Origin of the sequence: Kineosporia babensis, from assembly GCF_021129305.1 — a bacterium.
GTDB classification, from domain to species: domain Bacteria; phylum Actinomycetota; class Actinomycetes; order Actinomycetales; family Kineosporiaceae; genus Kineosporia; species Kineosporia babensis.
Window position 1 is genome coordinate 126,234 of the sequence record NZ_JAJOMB010000012.1, and the last position, 16,901, is coordinate 143,134.

At 69.7% G+C, this 16,901-nt stretch carries 15 protein-coding genes; 11 read left to right on the forward strand and 4 right to left on the reverse strand.

The annotated features are described in order from the left end of the window. Window positions 1–42: 42 nt before the first annotated feature. From LR394_RS22010 to LR394_RS22025, 4 genes are all read left to right on the forward strand, one after another. On the forward strand, window positions 43–1,170 hold the full coding sequence (locus LR394_RS22010; protein WP_231444924.1) for a mannose-1-phosphate guanylyltransferase: 1,128 nt from the start codon (window positions 43–45) through the stop codon (window positions 1,168–1,170). A 60-nt stretch (window positions 1,171–1,230) separates the two neighbouring features. Beyond that, window positions 1,231–1,959, forward strand: coding sequence for a methyltransferase domain-containing protein (locus LR394_RS22015; RefSeq protein WP_231444926.1), 729 nt, complete (start codon window positions 1,231–1,233; stop codon window positions 1,957–1,959). Then, entirely contained in the window at window positions 1,956–3,044 is a 1,089-nt protein-coding gene (locus tag LR394_RS22020; protein WP_231444929.1) for a type III polyketide synthase, read from the forward strand. The genes LR394_RS22015 and LR394_RS22020 overlap by 4 nt, the downstream gene beginning before the upstream one ends. 63 nt (window positions 3,045–3,107) lie before the next feature. After that, entirely contained in the window at window positions 3,108–4,289 is a 1,182-nt protein-coding gene (locus LR394_RS22025; protein ID WP_231444930.1) for an amidohydrolase, read from the forward strand. Between the two features lie 36 nt (window positions 4,290–4,325). Here LR394_RS22025 and LR394_RS22030 read toward each other — a convergent pair whose 3' ends face one another. Next, window positions 4,326–4,715 carry a hypothetical protein gene (locus LR394_RS22030; RefSeq protein WP_231444932.1) on the reverse strand — a complete coding sequence of 130 codons (390 nt, stop codon included), beginning with the start codon at window positions 4,713–4,715 and terminating at the stop codon, window positions 4,326–4,328. 251 nt (window positions 4,716–4,966) lie between these two features. Between LR394_RS22030 and LR394_RS22035 the strand changes: the two genes are divergently transcribed. The 6 genes from LR394_RS22035 (at window position 4,967) to LR394_RS22060 (ending at window position 12,037) form a co-directional block, all read left to right on the forward strand. Further along, complete coding sequence (locus LR394_RS22035; protein WP_231444934.1) at window positions 4,967–6,034, forward strand: BMP family lipoprotein; 1,068 nt, start codon at window positions 4,967–4,969, stop codon at window positions 6,032–6,034. Window positions 6,035–6,139: 105 nt separating this feature from the next. Beyond that, a complete protein-coding gene (locus tag LR394_RS22040; protein ID WP_407937096.1) occupies window positions 6,140–7,687 on the forward strand; it encodes an ABC transporter ATP-binding protein in 1,548 nt (515 codons plus the stop codon). Continuing rightward, entirely contained in the window at window positions 7,684–8,820 is a 1,137-nt protein-coding gene (locus tag LR394_RS22045; RefSeq protein WP_231444939.1) for an ABC transporter permease, read from the forward strand. Before LR394_RS22040 ends, LR394_RS22045 begins: the two co-directional genes overlap by 4 nt. Continuing rightward, complete coding sequence (locus tag LR394_RS22050; protein ID WP_231444941.1) at window positions 8,817–10,070, forward strand: ABC transporter permease; 1,254 nt, start codon at window positions 8,817–8,819, stop codon at window positions 10,068–10,070. The genes LR394_RS22045 and LR394_RS22050 overlap by 4 nt, the downstream gene beginning before the upstream one ends. Continuing rightward, entirely contained in the window at window positions 10,067–10,525 is a 459-nt protein-coding gene (locus tag LR394_RS22055; protein ID WP_231444943.1) for a cytidine deaminase, read from the forward strand. The genes LR394_RS22050 and LR394_RS22055 overlap by 4 nt, the downstream gene beginning before the upstream one ends. Before the next feature lie 219 nt (window positions 10,526–10,744). Then, window positions 10,745–12,037: a thymidine phosphorylase gene (locus LR394_RS22060; protein WP_231444945.1), complete on the forward strand. Its 1,293-nt coding sequence runs from the start codon at window positions 10,745–10,747 to the stop codon at window positions 12,035–12,037. On the opposite strand, the gene LR394_RS22065 is transcribed toward LR394_RS22060, so the two are convergent. The 3 genes from LR394_RS22065 to LR394_RS22075 form a co-directional block, all read right to left on the reverse strand. Beyond that, window positions 12,024–12,434 (reverse strand): hypothetical protein, encoded by a 411-nt coding sequence (locus tag LR394_RS22065; RefSeq protein WP_231444947.1) that lies wholly within the window; start codon window positions 12,432–12,434, stop codon window positions 12,024–12,026. The genes LR394_RS22060 and LR394_RS22065 overlap by 14 nt on opposite strands. An 80-nt stretch (window positions 12,435–12,514) precedes the next feature. Further along, the gene (locus LR394_RS22070; protein ID WP_231444949.1) at window positions 12,515–14,881 is read right to left on the reverse strand and encodes a glycoside hydrolase family 65 protein; all 2,367 of its coding nucleotides are present in this window, start codon (window positions 14,879–14,881) and stop codon (window positions 12,515–12,517) included. Beyond that, window positions 14,878–15,654: an HAD family hydrolase gene (locus tag LR394_RS22075; RefSeq protein ID WP_231444951.1), complete on the reverse strand. Its 777-nt coding sequence runs from the start codon at window positions 15,652–15,654 to the stop codon at window positions 14,878–14,880. Before LR394_RS22075 ends, LR394_RS22070 begins: the two co-directional genes overlap by 4 nt. 132 nt (window positions 15,655–15,786) lie before the next feature. Here LR394_RS22075 and LR394_RS22080 point away from each other — a divergent pair, with 132 nt between their 5' ends. Continuing rightward, a complete protein-coding gene (locus LR394_RS22080; RefSeq protein ID WP_231444953.1) occupies window positions 15,787–16,887 on the forward strand; it encodes an ATP-dependent DNA ligase in 1,101 nt (366 codons plus the stop codon). Window positions 16,888–16,901: the final 14 nt, after the last annotated feature.

The following is a 16,901-nucleotide window of genomic DNA, read 5'->3' on the forward strand; positions in this document are numbered from 1 at the left end:
GTTAGTCACGCAGAGGCAGGTGCTGGCCCTACGGTGGGGCAAGTGACCGACCAAGCGCGTGACTCGTCTGCCGGCCTGCCCGGGTTCTTCGCCATCGTGCCCGCCGGGGGCGCCGGCACCCGGTTATGGCCGCTCTCCCGCCAGGCCAGGCCGAAGTTCCTGCTCGACCTCACCGGCTCCGGGCGCACCCTGCTGCAGCAGACCTGGGACCGGCTGCTGCCGCTGGCCGGGCCGGCCGGGATCACCGTGGTCACCGGCACCGTGCACGCCGAGGCGGTCACCGGGCAGCTGCCCGACCTGAGCGACGCCAACCTGTTCACCGAGCCCAGCCCGCGCGACTCCGCGGCCGCGATCTGCCTCGCCGCTGCCGTCATCATGCAGCGCGACCCGGACGCGGTGATCGGCTCGTTCGCCGCCGACCACGTGATCCGCAACGCCGGCGGTTTCGAGGCTGCGGTGGCCGAGGCCGTGGCCGCCGCCCGGGACGGCCAGATCGTCACTCTGGGTATCGAGCCTGACCATGCCTCCACCGCGTTCGGCTACATCCGGGTCGGCGAGCCGCTGGGCCTGGCCGAGGCGCCCTCGGCGTGCAAGGTCGAGCGGTTCGTGGAGAAGCCCGACGCCGAGACCGCCACCCGCTACCTCGAAGAGGGCGGGTACCGCTGGAACGCCGGGATGTTCGTGGCCCGCGCCGACGTGCTGCTGGCCGAGCTGGAGCGCAACCGCCCGGAGCTCTACGCCGGGGTGATGCGGATCGCCAAGGCCTGGGACACCGACGAGCGGGCGGCCACGATCGAGGAGTTCTGGCCGCAGCTGGAGAAGGTGGCGATCGACTACGCCATCGCCGAGCCCGCCGCCGCCGCGGGCCGGGTCGCCGTGGTCCCGGCCGCGCTCGGCTGGGACGACATCGGCGACTGGGCCTCGCTGGCCGCGCTGCTGCCCGGCGACGCGGCGCTGAAGGTGGTCGGTGACGCCGCGCAGGTGCTGGACGTGGACGCCTCCGGCATCGCGGTGCCGGCCGGCGAGCGGCTGGTCGCGGTCCTGGGCCTGAAGGACGTGGTGGTGATCGACACCCCGTCTGCGGTTCTGGTCACCACCCGGGAGTGGGCGCAGGACGTGAAGAAGGTGGTCGAGACGCTGACCGAACTCGGACGTCACGATCTGCGATAGCCCGCATGCTCCACGTATGAGCTAATTCCTGATGACGGCTGGCGATCATCGGGGAGCGGTATGTCACCACGCACTGAGCACCGCGTACGCAACGATCCCGCTCAGTACGACGATCTGACCGATCAGTGGTGGCGCCCGCACGGGAAGTTCGCGGCGCTGCACTGGCTGGCCCGCGCGCGAGCCGGCCTGATCCCCGACCCACCCCGGCCGGGGGCGCCGCTGCTCGACGTGGCCTGCGGGGCCGGGCTGCTGCAGCCCCACCTCACCGGGCGACTGGCGGGCTGGGTCCACACCGGCGTGGACCTGTCCCTGCTCTCGCTGCGCCAGGCCCGCACCCACGGGGTGACGGCAGTGGCCGCCGACGCCGGGCGCCTGCCCTTCGCAGACCACTCGTTCGAGTGCGTGGTCGCCGGCGAGGTGCTCGAGCACCTGCCCGACCTGCCCAGTGCGGTGGCGGAAATCTGCCGGGTACTCGCCCCCGGCGGCACGCTGGTGATGGACACCCTGAACAACACCTGGCTCTGCCGTCTCGCGCTGGTCCGGATCGCCGAGCATCTGCCCGGTGGGCCACCCGCCGGCGTCCACGACCCGGCCCTCCTGGTCTCCCCGAACGTCCTCAATGAACTTCTGGCCCAGCACGGCGTGCGGATGCACCGCCCTACCGGACTGCGCCCGGCGGCCGGGCAGTATCTGGCCTGGCTGGCCCGGCGGCGCGAGGACGTCACCATGCTGCCCACCCGGTCGGTCTCGATGCTCTATCAGGCGACCGCGACGAAGGACGCCTCTTGAGCGGCACCGGCCGCGAGCGTCCGTTGCTCAGTGGTCATCGGGCGGTGATCACCGGCCACGGCGAGGCCGTCCCGGAACCCTTTGGCCAGGAAGAGATCTGGGACGAGGTGTTCGCCCGCGACCTGAACGGCGACCGGGTGGCCCGTCAGATCTTCCTGCGGGCCGGGATCACCACCCGGCACGCCAGCGTGGACCCGCGCCGCACCGATGTCAGCGGCTGGAGCACCGGCGACCGGATGCGGCGTTACGTCACCGACGGCCGGAAGCTGGGTAGGGCGGCGGTGCAGGCGGCGCTGGCCGATGCCGGCCGTCGGCCCGACGAGATCGGCCTGTTCGTGGTGGTCTCCTGCACCGGCTACGCCACCCCCGGCCTGGACATCATGCTCGCCGACGAACTGGGGATGGACCCGAACGTGCGCCGGCTGATCGTCGGCCATATGGGTTGCTATGCAGCAATTCCCGGCCTGAACGCAGCCGCCGACTTCGTCCGCGCCCAGGGCCGGCCCGCCCTGCTGCTGTGCGTCGAGCTGACCAGCCTGCACCGGCAGCGTTCGGACGATCCCTCGGACCTGCAGACCGTGGTCTCGCACGCGCTCTTCGCCGACGCCGCGGCGGCCGTGGTGCTGGAACCCGACTCCGCTACCGGTCTGGAACTGCTGCACACCACCGCCACCACCGTCCCCGGCACCGAGGAACTGATGACCTGGGACGTCACCGCCCACGGCTTCCGGATGGGGCTCTCGCCGAAGGTTCCGGACGTGCTGGCCGGGCAGGTCGAGGAGGCGACGGCCGAGCTGGTCGGGCCGTTCGGCTTCACGACGCCGGACGTGGCGGGCTGGGCGGTACACCCGGGTGGCCGACGGATCGTCGAAGTCGTCGCCGAACGGTTACGGCTGGCTGACCCACTGGTAGCCGAGAGCCGGGACGTCCTGGACCGGTACGGAAACTGCTCTTCGGCGACCGTCCTGATGGTGCTTGACCGGATTCGCCGGGGCCGCGCGCTGCGGCCCGGGGATCCGGTGGTGGCCATGGCTTTCGGGCCCGGCCTGACCCTGTGCAGCGCGCTTCTGAGAACGGCTTGTTAAATCGCTGCCGTACTCCGTTCGGGTGCAAGAAATCACACCGCACGGGTCTATGCTCGCTGGATCGTGAACATTCCCGAGGTCGCTTCCCTGGTAGCGGCGTATGCCGAAGAGCTCATCGACGTGCGCCGGGACATCCACACGCATCCGGAGCTCGGTTTCCAGGAGATGCGTACCACCGCGCTGGTGTTCGACCGGCTGGCCAAGGCCGGGCTGGACCCGCAGCGGCTCACCGGTGGCACCGGACTGTGGTGCGACATCGGCTCGGACCGGGGTCACACGGTCGCGTTGCGCGCCGACCTGGACGCGCTGCCGATGATCGATGCCTGCGGACGTCCGTGGGCCTCGGTGAACGAGGGCGCCACTCATGCGTGTGGTCACGACGTGCACACCACCGCGCTGCTCGGCGCCGCACTCGCGCTGGCCGACCTGCACGAGCGCTCGCCGCTGCCGGGCCGGGTCCGGCTGATCTTCCAGCCCGCCGAGGAGAAGATGCCCGGCGGCGCGCTGAAGGTGCTCGGCGAGGGCATTCTCGACGAGGTCACCCGGGCCTACGCCCTGCACTGCGACCCGCACACCGACGTGGGCCACATCGGCTCCCGGGTCGGCCCGATCACCGCGGCCGCCGACCGGGTGCACGTCACGCTGCACGGGCACGGCGGTCACACCTCGCGCCCGCACCTCACCGAGGACGTCATCTTCGCCCTGGCCGAGGTGGTCACCGGCGTGCCGGCTGCGCTCTCGCGCCGGCTCGACCCGCGGGCCGGGGCCTCGATGGTCTGGGGCCGGATCAACGCCGGCGTGGCGATGAACGCGATCCCGGCCGGCGGTGAGGTGGCCGGGACGTTCCGCTGCCTGGACAGCACGGTCTGGACCATCGCCGGCTCGATCATCACCGACACCATTCACCAGGTGGTGCAGCCCTACGGAGTGCGGGCCGAGGTGAACTACCAGCGCGGGGTGCCGCCCACGGTCAACGAGGCGCAGGCGGTGGCGATCGCCGAGGCCGCGGTGAAGGCCGAGCTCGGTGAAGAGGCACTGCAGCTGACCCCGCAGAGCCTGGGCGGCGAGGACTTCGCCTGGATCCTGGAGAAGGTGCCCGGCGCGATGGTCCGGCTCGGTACCCGGGTGCCCGGCGGAACCACCTACGACCTGCACCGGCCCGACTTCGATGTGGACGAGCGGGCGATCGGGATCGGGGCGACGTTCCTGGCGGCCACTGCGGTGCGGGACCTGTTCACACCCTGAGCGGCAGGCTTGCGGGTGGGTCCGGAGCGGCCCGGCTCAGGCGCGTTGCTGTCGGGACATCGCCCAGCGGCCCAGGTCCACCAGCCCCAGGAGCACCAGCAGGACGGCGCCGGTGGCGATGTTGGCAAAGAAGTAGAGAGCCGGCATCAGCCAGCCGTCTTCGGTCAGACGCTGGATGTCGATCACGGTCAGCAGAGCGAAGGCGGCCAGCGGCAGTCCGAGCAGACCGAGGAGCCCGGCCCTGGGGTAGAACCGGGAGGCCGGGCGGGTTGCGACGATCCGGTGGTTCACCCAGTAGGCCAGCAGCACGGCCGGGGTCAGGAAGAACGGCCCGGCCGGGTAGACCGGAGAGATGCCGATCAGCGCCACCGTCGCCGCGGCGGTCGCTGACAGCAGCCAGCGCGGGGTCTGAGCACGGACAGCCATCCGGCGACGATAGCGCTGGGCGGTTTGTGCGGTATGAGTGTTTCGGGACCGGGTCCGATGAAGTCTTCGGCCATCCGGGCCAATGACGAACAGATTTCCACGATCACGATCCGGCTACCGAACGGTGCTCGGTCAGAATCGGCGAGAAATTGCAGCTATGGTCGCCCGTGATACCGGCCCGACAGGGCCGGGACCGGGGCAGTTGTCCTGGGAGTCACTTCCCGGCAACTCTCGGTTCGTCCCAGGTAATCATGAAGGAGGCACCTGTGCGCCGGGTGACCAAACTGGTCGCGGTGGCAGCGGCCGCGACATTCAGCCTCGCCGCCTGTGGTGGCGGGAGCGACTCCGACACGGTCGACTCGGGCGACAGCCCGACGTCGGACATCAAGGTCGGCCTGGCCTACGACGTAGGCGGCCGCGGCGACCAGTCCTTCAACGACTCGGCGGCCGCCGGCCTGGACAAGGCCAAGGACGAGTTCGGCGTCGAGATCAAGGAACTCGAGGCCAGCAACGGTGAGACCGACGCGGCCCGCGAGGAGCGGCTGCGGCTGCTCGCCGACGGTGGCTTCAACCCGGTGATCGGTGTCGGCTTCGCCTACGCCACCTCGATGGGCAAGGTCGCCGAGGAGTTCCCGGACACCCAGTTCGCGATCATCGACGACGAGACCCTCGCCGAGACCCCGAACGTGACCTCGCTGGTCTTCGCCGAGGAGCAGGGCTCGTACCTGGTTGGCGCGATCGCCGCCGAGGCCTCCAAGACCGGCAACGTCGGCTACGTCGGCGGCGTGAACACCCCGCTGCTGCAGAAGTTCGAGGCCGGCTTCAAGCAGGGCGCCGAGGCCGTGAACAAGGACATCGAGGTCCAGGTCAAGTACCTGAGCCAGCCGCCGGACTTCAGCGGTTTCGCCGCCCCCGACAAGGGTGAGACCACGGCGCAGGGCATGATCGACGCCGGTGCCGACGTGATCTACGCCGCCGCGGGTGGTTCCGGTGGTGGCGTGTTCAAGGCGATCAAGGCCGCCGGGGCCGACCACTGGGCGATCGGTGTCGACTCCGACCAGTACCTGACCGCCGAGGCCGACGTGAAGGACATCATCCTCACCTCGATGCTCAAGCGCGTCGACACCGCGGTCTACGACTTCGTGAAGTCGTCGGTCGACGGTGAGGTGCTGACCGGCGTGCAGCGCTTCGACCTCTCCGACGAGGGTGTGGCCTACTCGCTGTCCAACGAGGCCGCGATCGAGCCGTTCACCGCCAAGGCGGACGAGCTCAAGGAGCAGATCATCGGCGGCGAGATCAAGGTCTCGGACAAGCCGTAGCCTGCGATCTGGCACTAACCTGGCCGCCGTTCCACCTGTCCGACGGGTGGAACGGCGGTCCGGTGTATCAACTGGAAACGGAAGTCCAGCAGTGGTGAAGAAGGTGTGCCGTTGAAGCCCGAGTCAGAGTCCGCGGGAGTCCCCGCGGTCGAACTCAAGGGGATCACCAAGCGGTTTCCCGGGGTGGTCGCCAACCGCGACGTGAACCTGCGGGTCATGCCCGGCACGGTGCACGCGGTGGTCGGTGAGAACGGCGCGGGCAAGTCCACGCTGATGAAGACCCTTTACGGCATGCACAAGCCGGACGAGGGCACGATCACGCTGAACGGTGAGCAGGTCGTCCTGCACAACCCGTCCGACGCGATCGCCCGCGGCGTGGGCATGGTGCACCAGCACTTCATGCTGGCCGACAACCTCACCGTGCTGGAGAACATCGTTCTCGGCGCCGAGCCGAAGCGCTGGGGTGGCTTCGGCCTGAACCGCGCCGCCGCGCGGACCAGGATCCGCGAGATCGGCAAGCAGTACGGCCTCGAGGTCGACCCGGACGTGCTGGTCGAGAACCTCGGCGTGGGCGACCGGCAGCGGGTCGAGATCATCAAGGTGCTCTACCGCGGCGCCCGGGTGCTGGTGCTCGACGAGCCCACCGCCGTGCTGGTGCCGCAGGAGGTCGACGCCCTCTTCGAGGCCCTGCAGGTGCTGAAGGCCCAGGGCCTTTCGATCATCTTCATCTCGCACAAGCTGGACGAGGTGCGCTCGGTCGCCGACGACATCACGGTGATCCGGCGCGGCACCACCGTGGCCACCGCCGACCCCAAGACGGTCAGCTCCCGTCAGCTCGCCGAGCTGATGGTCGGCAGCGAACTGCCCTCCCCGCAGACCAGCGAGTCCACGGTCACCGACCGGCCGGTGCTGGAGATGAAGCACGTGGAGCTGGTGAAGGACGGCCGGCACCTGCTGCGCGACGTCACCCTGACCATCCACGCGGGTGAGGTGCTCGGCCTGGCCGGGGTCGAGGGCAACGGGCAGGCCGAACTGGTCGAGTCGATCATGGGCATGCGCACCGTCGACGGCGGAACGATCACCCTGGCCGCCGAGAACATCACCACCTGGACCACCCGGCGCCGCCGGGAGGCCGGGATCGGTTACATCCCGGAAGACCGGCACCGGCACGGCCTGATCCTGGACGCCCCGCTCTGGGAGAACCGGGTGCTGGGCCACCAGACCCGCCACCCCAACACCAGCGGACCGCTGGTCAACCGGGCCGGAGCGCGAGCCGACACCGAACGGATCGTCGGTGAGTACGACGTCCGTACGCCCTCGATCGACGTTCTGGCCTCCTCGCTGTCCGGCGGCAACCAGCAGAAGCTGATCGTCGGGCGCGAGATGAGCGGCAACCCCAAGCTGCTGATCGCCGCGCACCCCACCCGCGGCGTCGACGTCGGCGCCCAGGCCGCGATCTGGGACCTGCTGCGCAACGCCCGTGCCGAAGGCCTGGCTGTGCTGCTGATCAGCGCCGACCTGGACGAGCTGATCGGCCTGTCCGACAGCCTGACCGTGATCCTGCGTGGCGAGCTGGTCGCCCAGGTCGACCCTTCGACCGTCACTCCTGAACAACTCGGCTCCGCGATGACGGGTGCCGGTGAGGCCGCGTGAACAAGTTGAACGCCGACACCGCTCGCCGGATCGGGCTGTCCGTGGCCGCCCCGGTCCTGGCCGTCGCCCTCTCGGTGGTGATCACCTCGATCGTGCTGGCCTCGGCCGGTAACGACCCGGTCGAGACCTTCACCCAGATGATCGAGTACGCGCAGGAACCGCGCACCACCACGCTGATCATCAACGCCGCGGTCACCTACTACTTCGCCGCGCTGGCGGTGGCGTTCGGGTTCCGGATGAACCTGTTCAACATCGGCGTGGACGGCCAGTACCGGCTCGCGGCCCTGCTGGCTGCCGCGGTCGGTGGCGCGGTCGAGCTGCCCAAGGTGCTCCACGTCGGCCTGATCCTGCTGGTCGCGGTGATCGTCGGCGGGCTCTGGGCCGCGGTCGCCGGCCTGCTCAAGGTGTACCGCGGGATCAGCGAGGTGATCACCACGATCATGCTGAACTCGATCACCACCGCGCTGATCGCCTACCTGCTCACCGCCGACAAGCTGGCCGTGCAGGTCGAGGGGTCGAACAACATCGGCACCCCGGAGATCCCGGCCAGCGGACGGGTCGGCGGCATCGATCTGGTGCCGGACTCCAAGCTCCAGGTCTACGGCCTGATCGTGCTGGCCGCGATCGTCGGCTTCCTGTACTGGTTCGTGATCGAGCGCAGCCGCTTCGGTTTCGACCTGCGCGCCACCGGCCGTAACGAGGAGGCCGCGGTCGCCAGCGGGGTCAACGTCAAGCGGATGGTGCTGATCAGCATGGCGATCTCCGGCGGGATCGCCGGTCTGGTCGGCATGCCGCAGCTGCTCGGCGCCTCGTACACCTACTCGCTGGACTTCCCGGCCGGCATCGGCTTCACCGGGATCGCGATCGCCCTGCTCGGCCGCAACACCGCGATCGGGGTGGCGATCGGCGCCCTGCTGTTCGGCTTCCTCGACACCTCCTCGCAGATCCTCGACCTGGAGGGCGTGCCCAAGGAGATCGTGCTGATCACTCAGGGCGTGATCGTGCTGTCCGTGGTCATCGCCTACGAACTGGTGCGGCGCTACCGGATCGTCGCGCAGCAGCGTGAGGTCGGCCGGCAGCTGAGCTCAGCAGCCGGCAGCGAGGACAGCAAGCCGCAGGGAGCACAGGCATGAGCACGACGCTGGAAGAAACTCCGCTGGAGAAGAAGGCCCCTCTGCTGGGCCTGAGCAAGCCCTGGCGGATGGCGCTGTACGCGTTCGCCGGTCTGGTCGTGCTGAGCCTGATCCGGGTGATCACCGGCGCCAACGACCTCACCTCGGCGGGCACGGTCAACGCGGCCGTGATGCTGGCGGTGCCGATCGGCCTGGCCGGTCTGGGCGGTCTGTGGTCCGAGCGGGCCGGCGTGGTCAACATCGGCCTCGAGGGCATGATGATCCTCGGCTCGTTCGGGGCCGGCTGGATCGGCTGGCAGCACGGGGCCTGGGCCGGCGTGCTGATGGCGATCGCCTTCGGCGTGATCGGCGGCCTGGTGCACGCCGTGGCCACGGTCACCTTCGGCGTGGACCACGTGGTCTCCGGTGTGGCGATCAACATCCTCGGTCTGGGCGCCACCCAGTACCTGGCCGGCGAACTGCTGGCCGACTCGCCCGGTGGTGGCGAGACCCAGTCGCCGCCGAACTCCGGTCTGCCCAAGCCCTCGATCCCCGGTCTGTCCGGTCTGCTCGAGCCGCTGGAGAGCAAGCACTGGTTCCTGCTCTCGGACATCGCCGGCATCCTGCGCGGGCTGTTCACCAACGTCTCGCTGCTCACCATCGTCGCGATCCTGCTGGTGGTGCTGACCTACGTGCTGTTGTGGCAGACCCCGTTCGGCCTGCGCCTGCGCTCGGTCGGCGAGGACCCGCACGCGGCCGAGTCGCTCGGTGTGAAGGTGCGGCTGTACAAGTACTACGCCGTGGCCGTCTCGGGCGGTCTGGCCGGCCTGGCCGGTGGCTTCCTGGCCATCGTCGCCTCCAACCTGTACCGCGAGGGTCAGACCGGTGGCCGGGGATATATCGGTCTGGCCGCGATGATCTTCGGCAACTGGCGCCCGGGCGGCCTGATGATGGGCGCCGGCCTGTTCGGCTACACCGACGCCATGCAGCTGCGTAACGCCGTGGCGGTGCACGCCCTGCTGCTGGTCGTCTTCGCCCTGCTGCTCGGCCTGACCGTGCTGAACCTCTACCGGCGCCGCTGGATCTCCGCGGGCGTCGGCCTGGTCTTCGCCGTGCTCTCGCTGATCTGGTACCTGAACACCGACGAGCTGCCCGGCCCGATCACCACCATGACGCCGTACGTGACCACGCTGCTGGTGCTTTCGCTGGCGGCTCAGAGTCTGCGCATGCCGAAGGCATCTGGACAGGTCTACCGACCGGAGGGCAAATGAGCCAGGACTTCTACCCCGGGCGGGTGGCCGGCGACGCCGGGCCCGAGCAGATCGACTGGTCGGCCCTGCGGGCGGCCGCCCGGATGGTCATGCAGAAGGCCTACGCGCCGTACTCCGGCTTCCCGGTGGGCGCGGCGGCCCTGACCGACGACGGCCGGATCGTCACCGGCTGCAACGTCGAGAACGCTTCGTACGGGGTGGGCCTGTGCGCCGAGTGCGGCCTGGTCTCTGCGCTGAACTCCAGCGGGGGCGGGCGGCTGATCGCCTTCACCTGTGTGGGGCCGGACGGCGAGAACCTGATGCCGTGCGGGCGCTGCCGTCAGCTGCTCTTCGAGTTCGGCGGTCCGGAGCTGCTGGTCGAGACCAGCCACGGCATCATCCCCTTCACCCAGGTCCTGCCCGACGCCTTCGGCCCGGCCGACCTCTCCCGGGCCACCGGCCCCACCCCCACCTAGCCACCCCCACCTCTCCAACTTCACCAGCCTCCGTCGCATTAACCAGCCGTAGTCGCAGTAGAAGCGCTGGAAAACTGCTTCTACTGCGACCAAGGCTGGTGAACCCAGGCTGGGAGGTGGGTTGGGGGAGGGCGGAGCGGGGAGGGGTTCGCGGCGGGCAGAAGAGCCGAACGGGTGCCAGGCCGCGCTCACACCAGCCACTTCGTTAACCTCGCAATCATGACCGAACCATTCGCCGTAGTAGACGTCATCCGCGCCAAGCGTGACCGGGACCGCCTGAGCAACGAGCAGATCGACTGGGTGGTCGACGCCTACACCCGCGGCGTGGTCGCCGACGAGCAGATGTCCGCCCTGCTGATGGCCATCCTGCTGAACGGGATGAGCAGCCCGGAGATCGCCCGCTGGACCGCCGCGATGATCGCCTCCGGCGAGCGCCTGGACTTCAGCGGCCTGTCCCGCCCGACCACCGACAAGCACTCCACCGGCGGCGTGGGCGACAAGATCACCCTGCCGCTGACCCCCCTCGTGGCCGCCTGCGGTGCGGCCGTGCCGCAGCTCTCCGGGCGCGGGCTCGGGCACACCGGCGGCACGCTGGACAAGCTGGAGTCCATCCCCGGCTGGCGGGCCCGGCTCAGCAACGCCGAAATGGCCCAGCAGCTGGAAGAAGTGGGCGGCGTGATCTGCGCTGCGGGGGAAGGGCTGGCCCCGGCCGACCGCAAGATGTACGCCCTGCGCGACGTCACCGGCACGGTCGAGGCGGTGCCGCTGATCGCCTCCTCGATCATGAGCAAGAAGATCGCCGAGGGTACGGGCGCGCTGGTGCTGGACGTGAAGGTCGGCTCCGGCGCGTTCATGAAGACCGAGGAGCAGGCCCGGGTCCTGGCCCAGACCATGGTCCAGCTCGGCGCGGACGCGGGCGTGAACACGGTGGCGCTGCTGACCGCGATGTCCACGCCGCTCGGCCTGACCGCGGGCAACGCCCTGGAGGTGCGCGAGTCGCTGGAGGTGCTGGCCGGCGGGGGCCCGCCCGACGTGGTCGAGCTGACCCTGAGCCTGGCCCAGGAGATGCTCGAGACCGCAGGCATTTCCGCGGACCCGGAGCAGGCCCTGAAGGACGGCCGGGCGATGGACGCCTGGAACAAGATGATCGCGGCGCAGGGCGGGGACCCGGCCGCCGAGCTGCCCACCGCCAAGCACACGCACCAGGTGCTGGCCCCGGCCGACGGGGTGCTGACCAGCCTGGACGCGATGGCCGTGGGGATCAGTGCCTGGCGTCTGGGCGCGGGCCGCTCGCGCAAGGAGGACCCGGTGCAGGCCGGGGCGGGCGTCGAGATGCACGCCAAGCCGGGTGCCGAAGTGCGCGCCGGACAGCCGCTTTTCACCCTGCACACCGATACCCCGGAGCGCTTCGAGCAGGCGATCGCGGCCTTGGACGGCGGTTACCAGATCGCCCCGCCCGGATCCCGGCCCGAGCACCAGCCGCTGATCATCGACCGGATCACGGCTTCTTAGCGGTCGGCGCCAGGCACCAGGGCGCAGTCAGCCAGGCAACAGCGATCGTCGCCCCGACCGTCACGGTCAGGGCGGCGATCGCCCGCGGAGCGCTCGCCCCGTCGAGCAGCAGCCCGGAGATCAGTGCTCCCACCGACACGGCGGGGATCGGCAGCAGCAGCCAGCGTTCCGGAAGGCCGGGGCGGACTTTCAGCGCCAGGCCGACCGCGGCCAGATTGACCAACTGGATCACCAGGGCCAGAACGCAACCCACCATCGCGCCGATCACCGCGTAACTGCCGGCGAGCACGCCCCCGACAACGGTTCCGGTCACCCCGGCCACCAGCAGGAAACGGCCCAGGGCGGTCCATCGGGTAGAAGCGCTGGTGCCGTAGGCGGCGCTGGTCAGGTCGGACATGCCACCAACCCTAACCACCAATGGACGTCCGCCAGCCCTCGGGAGGCTGGCGGACGTCCATTATTGTTGCCTTTGAACCGTTATCGCCGCATCGGCTCCCGGCCGAACGGCTGCAGCGGACGCGGGTGCGTCGGGCTCGGCGGCACCGCCAGGGTGACCGGGCTGCCCAGCTTCAGGGTGAGAAGCTCGCCGTGGTGCAGGATCTCGAGCTCGTCCTCGGGGCTGCGCTCGTGATCGCTGAGCAGGTAGGTGGCCTGCTTGCCGTCCGTCTCCACCCGCAGCCGCAGGCCCTTGTGGGTGATCGTGAAGGCCAGCCGGTCCAGGCCGTCCGGAAGGCGCGGCGAGAAGGCCAGAGTGCCCGTCGTGTCGCGCATTCCGCCGAACCCGGCGACCAGCGACATCCAGGTCCCGGCCAGGGCCGCGATGTGCAGGCCGTTGGTGGTGTTGCTGTGCAGGTCGTGCAGGTCGGTCAGGGCGTTCTCGATGGTGTAGTCGTAGGCCAGGCCCAGGTGCCCGACCTCGGCCGCCATCACCGACTGGGTGCACGCCGACAGCGACGAGTCCCGCACCGTGAGCTTCTCGTAGTACGCGAAGTTCGCGGCCTTCTGCTCGGGAGTGAAGGCGTCGCCGCGCATCTGCATGGCCAGCACCAGGTCGGCCTGCTTGACCACCTGCTGCCGGTACAGCTGCACGTACGGCATGGTGAGCAGGAGCGGGTAGTCCTCCTCGGTGAGCGACTCGAAGTCCATCACCGCGTGCCGGGTGAAGCCCTCGGCCTGCGGGTGCACGCCGAGCTTCTCGTCGAACGGGATGAACATCGAGTCGGCGCACTGCCGCCAGGCGCTGATCTCCTCGGCGTCCACCTCCAGCGCGGCCGCCTCCTCACCGTACGAGGACGCCGCCGTGGCCGCGGCCCGCAGGTTCCGCTGCGCCATCAGGTTGGTGTAGACGTTGTTGTCGGTGATCGCGCTGTACTCGTCCGGGCCGGTGACCCCGTCGATCCGGAACCAGCCGTCCCGGTCGAACTGGCCGAAAGAGCGCCACAGCCGCGCGGTCTCGACCAGCAGCGGCAGGCCGATCTCGCGGTCGAACTCGTCGTCCTCGGTGGCTCCGTGGTAGCGGATCACCGCGTCGGCGATGTCGGCGTTGATGTGGAACGCCGCGGTCCCGGCGGGCCAGTAGCCGGAGCACTCGTCCCCGTTGATCGTGCGCCAGGGGAACGAGGCCCCCTTCAGGCCCAGCGTGGCCGCCCGGTCCTTGGCCTTCTGCAGCGTGCTGTGCCGCCAGCGCAGGGCATCGGCCGCCGCCCGCGGCGCGGTGTGGATCAGCACCGGCAGCACGAACGTCTCGGTGTCCCAGAAGCAGTGGCCGTCGTAGCCCGGGCCGGTCAGGCCCTTGGCCGAGACCGGCCGCTGCTCCGCCCGGGCTCCCGCCTGGATGATGTGGAACAGCGCGAAACGCACCGCCTGCTGCAGCTCTTCGTCGCCGTCGACCTCCACGTCGGCGCGCGCCCAGAACTCGTCCAGGTACTGCCGCTGCTCGGTGAGCAGGTCGTCCCAGCCGGTGTGGATGGCCCCGGTCAGGCCGGCCGCCACCTGGTCGCGCAGGGCCGGCAACGAGCGCTGCGAGCTCCAGCCGTAGCTGACGAACTTGATCAGCCGCAGCTTCTGGCCGGGCTTGAGCGTGGCGGTGACGGTGAGCCGGCCCCAGTCGGGCCGCACACCCCAGTTGGTGGAGACCTTGACGCCCTCGGGCACCTCGATCACGTGCTCGGCCGCGGCCGCCACCCGGCGCCCGCTGTGCCGGGTCTCGTGCACCAGGGTGATCCGGTTGCCGTTGCAGTCGTGCTCCAGCGCCTGCAGCGGGTTGTGCATGGCCGCCGCCACCCGCGGGTCGACCGAACCGCCCTCGGGCATCTGCTCGTTCGCCACCAGCTCGGACTGCAGCACCACGCGGGCGGTCTCGTGGACCGGCTCGACCTCGTAGGCGATCGCCATCACCGAACGGTGGGTGAAGGAGACCAGCCGGGTGGAGGTGACCCGCACCGCCTGGTCGGCCGGCGAGCGCCACTCCACCTCGCGGCGCAGCGTGCCGGCCCGCATGTCCAGGACCCGCTCGTGCTTGTCCAGGTGGCCGTAGCGCAGGTCGAACGGCTCGTCGTCGACCAGCAGCCGGATCAGCTTGCCGTTGGTCACGTTGATGATCGTCTGACCCGACTCCGGGTAGCCGTAGCCCGCCTCGGCGTGCGGCAGCGGCCTTCTTTCGTAGACCGAGTTCAGGTAGGTGCCCGGAAGACCGTGCGGCTCACCCTCGTCCAGGTTGCCGCGAATCCCGATGTGCCCGTTCGAAAGTGCGAAGACGGACTCGGTGGACCCCAGGTCCTCCAGGTGAAGTTCGGTCTCCCTGATGCACCAGGGCTCGACTGTGAATGCCGCTCGACGGTTCATGCGCGCTTCTCTATCAGTTGGGCCAGATTGGTCACCACAACATCTGCCCCATGTTCGGACAGAGCGGCTGCGTGACCTACCCGGTCGACTCCTACGACCTTGCCGAAACTGCCTGCCCGCCCGGCCTGGACGCCCACGATCGCGTCCTCGAAGACCACGGCCTGAGCCGGCTCGAAACCCAGCAGCCGGGCCCCGTGCACGAACGTCTCGGGGGAGGGCTTGCCGTGCAGCCCGGCGGCGATCGCGGCCTGCGCGTCCACCCGGGCCTCGACGAACTTCTCCAGGCCGGTGACCCGCAGGACCTCGGCGGTGTTGGCGCTGGAGGAGACGACGGCGATCCGCAGCCCGGCGGCCTGCACGGCCTCCAGGTACTCGAACGTGCCGTCGAAGATGGTGACGCCCTCGTGCGCGATCTTCTCGTGCACCAGGTTGTTCTTACGGGTACCGAGGCCGTTCACGGACTCGGTCTCGGGGGAGTCGTCGGCCGTGCCCTCGGGCAGCGTGATGCCGCGCGAGGCCAGGAAGCTGCGGGTGCCGTCCTGCCGGCGCTTGCCGTCGACGTACTGCACGTAGTCGGTGGCGATCTCGAACGGGACGAACGGCTCGCCGAGACGTTCGGCCCGCTCAGCGAGATAGGCGTCGAACATCTCCTTCCAGGCGGAGGCATGGACCGACGCGGTGTCGGTGAGCACTCCGTCCAGGTCGAAAAGACAGGCTCTTACTTGCTCGGGCAGGCCGACGTCTACCGGCCGCGCCATCTGCGGATCGGACATGTGTCCAAGCAGACCACAACGGGCGCCCGCTCGCAGACGTGTCCAGGATGCGTGCGCCGACGTTGCCTGATCGTTTCGCTCGGGCGGGGTCGATGGGGCCCATGAAACCCGCCCCGGTGCCAGGATGGGCCCATGGACCTGCCCGTGATGCCGCCGGTCAAACCCATGCTGGCCAAGTCGGTGCCCGAGATCCCCGATGTCGGCCACGTCGAGCCGAAGTGGGACGGGTTCCGGACGATCGTCTTCAAGGACGGGGACGAGGTGGAACTGGGCAGCCGTAACGAAAAGCCCATGACCCGTTACTTTCCTGAGCTGGTGGAGGCGCTGCGGGCCAATCTTCCCCAACGCTGCGTAGTGGACGGCGAGATCGTCACCATCGTCGGTGACAGACTGCAGTTCGAGGTGCTGCAGCAGCGCATCCACCCGGCCGCCAGCCGGATCAACCTGCTGGCCGAGCAGACCCCGGCCTCGTTCATCGGTTTCGACCTGCTCGCCCTGGGTCAGGAGAACCTGATGGAGCAGCCGTTCTCGGTGCGCCGGGCCCGCCTGGTCGAGGCGCTTTCCGCTGCCCAGGCGCCGATCTACTGCACTCCGGCCACCACTGATCTGGCCACCGGGCAGGAATGGTTCGGCCAGTTCGAGGGCGCAGGCCTGGACGGGGTGATCGCGAAACCCCTGGACGGGCCTTATCTGCCCGACAAACGCACGATGTTCAAGGTCAAGCACGCCCGCACCGCCGACTGCGTGCTGGCCGGATTCCGCTGGCACAAGTCCGGCCCGATCGTCGGTTCGCTGCTGCTCGGGCTGTACCGCGAGGACGGCTCGCTGCAGCACGTGGGCGTCGCCGCCTCGTTCCCGATGAAGCGCCGGGCCGAGCTGGTCGAGGAGCTGGAGCCGCTGCGGATGGCCGACGAAGAGCTGGGCCAGCATCCGTGGGGCCAATGGGCGCAGGCCCAGGCTCACCAGCACCAGCGGATGCCCGGCAACGTCTCGCGCTGGAACGCCACCAAGGACCTCTCGTTCGTCCTGCTGCGGCCGGAACGGGTGCTGGAGGTGGCCTACGACCAGATGGAGGGCGACCGATTCCGGCACACCGCGCAGTTCCGCCGCTGGCGCACCGATCGCACTCCGGAAAGCTGTGGGTACGAGCAGCTGGAACGCCCGGTGAACTTCCGGCTGGAGGACGTGCTGTCGCCGGTGGGTTCCCGGCCGCCGGAGATCGTCGGCGATTAGTTCCGGGCCGGTCA

Bases quoted from the DNA above. Each gene is read 5' to 3' on its own strand.
- LR394_RS22015 (WP_231444926.1), top strand. From the start codon at position 1,231: ATGTCACCACGCACTGAGCACCGCGTACGCAACGATCCCGCTCAGTAC.
- LR394_RS22030 (WP_231444932.1), bottom strand. From the start codon at position 4,715: ATGGCTGTCCGTGCTCAGACCCCGCGCTGGCTGCTGTCAGCGACCGCC.
- LR394_RS22035 (WP_231444934.1), top strand. From the start codon at position 4,967: ATGAAGGAGGCACCTGTGCGCCGGGTGACCAAACTGGTCGCGGTGGCA.
- LR394_RS22050 (WP_231444941.1), top strand. From the start codon at position 8,817: ATGAGCACGACGCTGGAAGAAACTCCGCTGGAGAAGAAGGCCCCTCTG.
- LR394_RS22055 (WP_231444943.1), top strand. From the start codon at position 10,067: ATGAGCCAGGACTTCTACCCCGGGCGGGTGGCCGGCGACGCCGGGCCC.
- LR394_RS22060 (WP_231444945.1), top strand. From the start codon at position 10,745: ATGACCGAACCATTCGCCGTAGTAGACGTCATCCGCGCCAAGCGTGAC.
- LR394_RS22065 (WP_231444947.1), bottom strand. From the start codon at position 12,434: ATGTCCGACCTGACCAGCGCCGCCTACGGCACCAGCGCTTCTACCCGA.
- LR394_RS22070 (WP_231444949.1), bottom strand. From the start codon at position 14,881: ATGAACCGTCGAGCGGCATTCACAGTCGAGCCCTGGTGCATCAGGGAG.
- LR394_RS22075 (WP_231444951.1), bottom strand. From the start codon at position 15,654: ATGTCCGATCCGCAGATGGCGCGGCCGGTAGACGTCGGCCTGCCCGAG.
- LR394_RS22080 (WP_231444953.1), top strand. From the start codon at position 15,787: ATGGACCTGCCCGTGATGCCGCCGGTCAAACCCATGCTGGCCAAGTCG.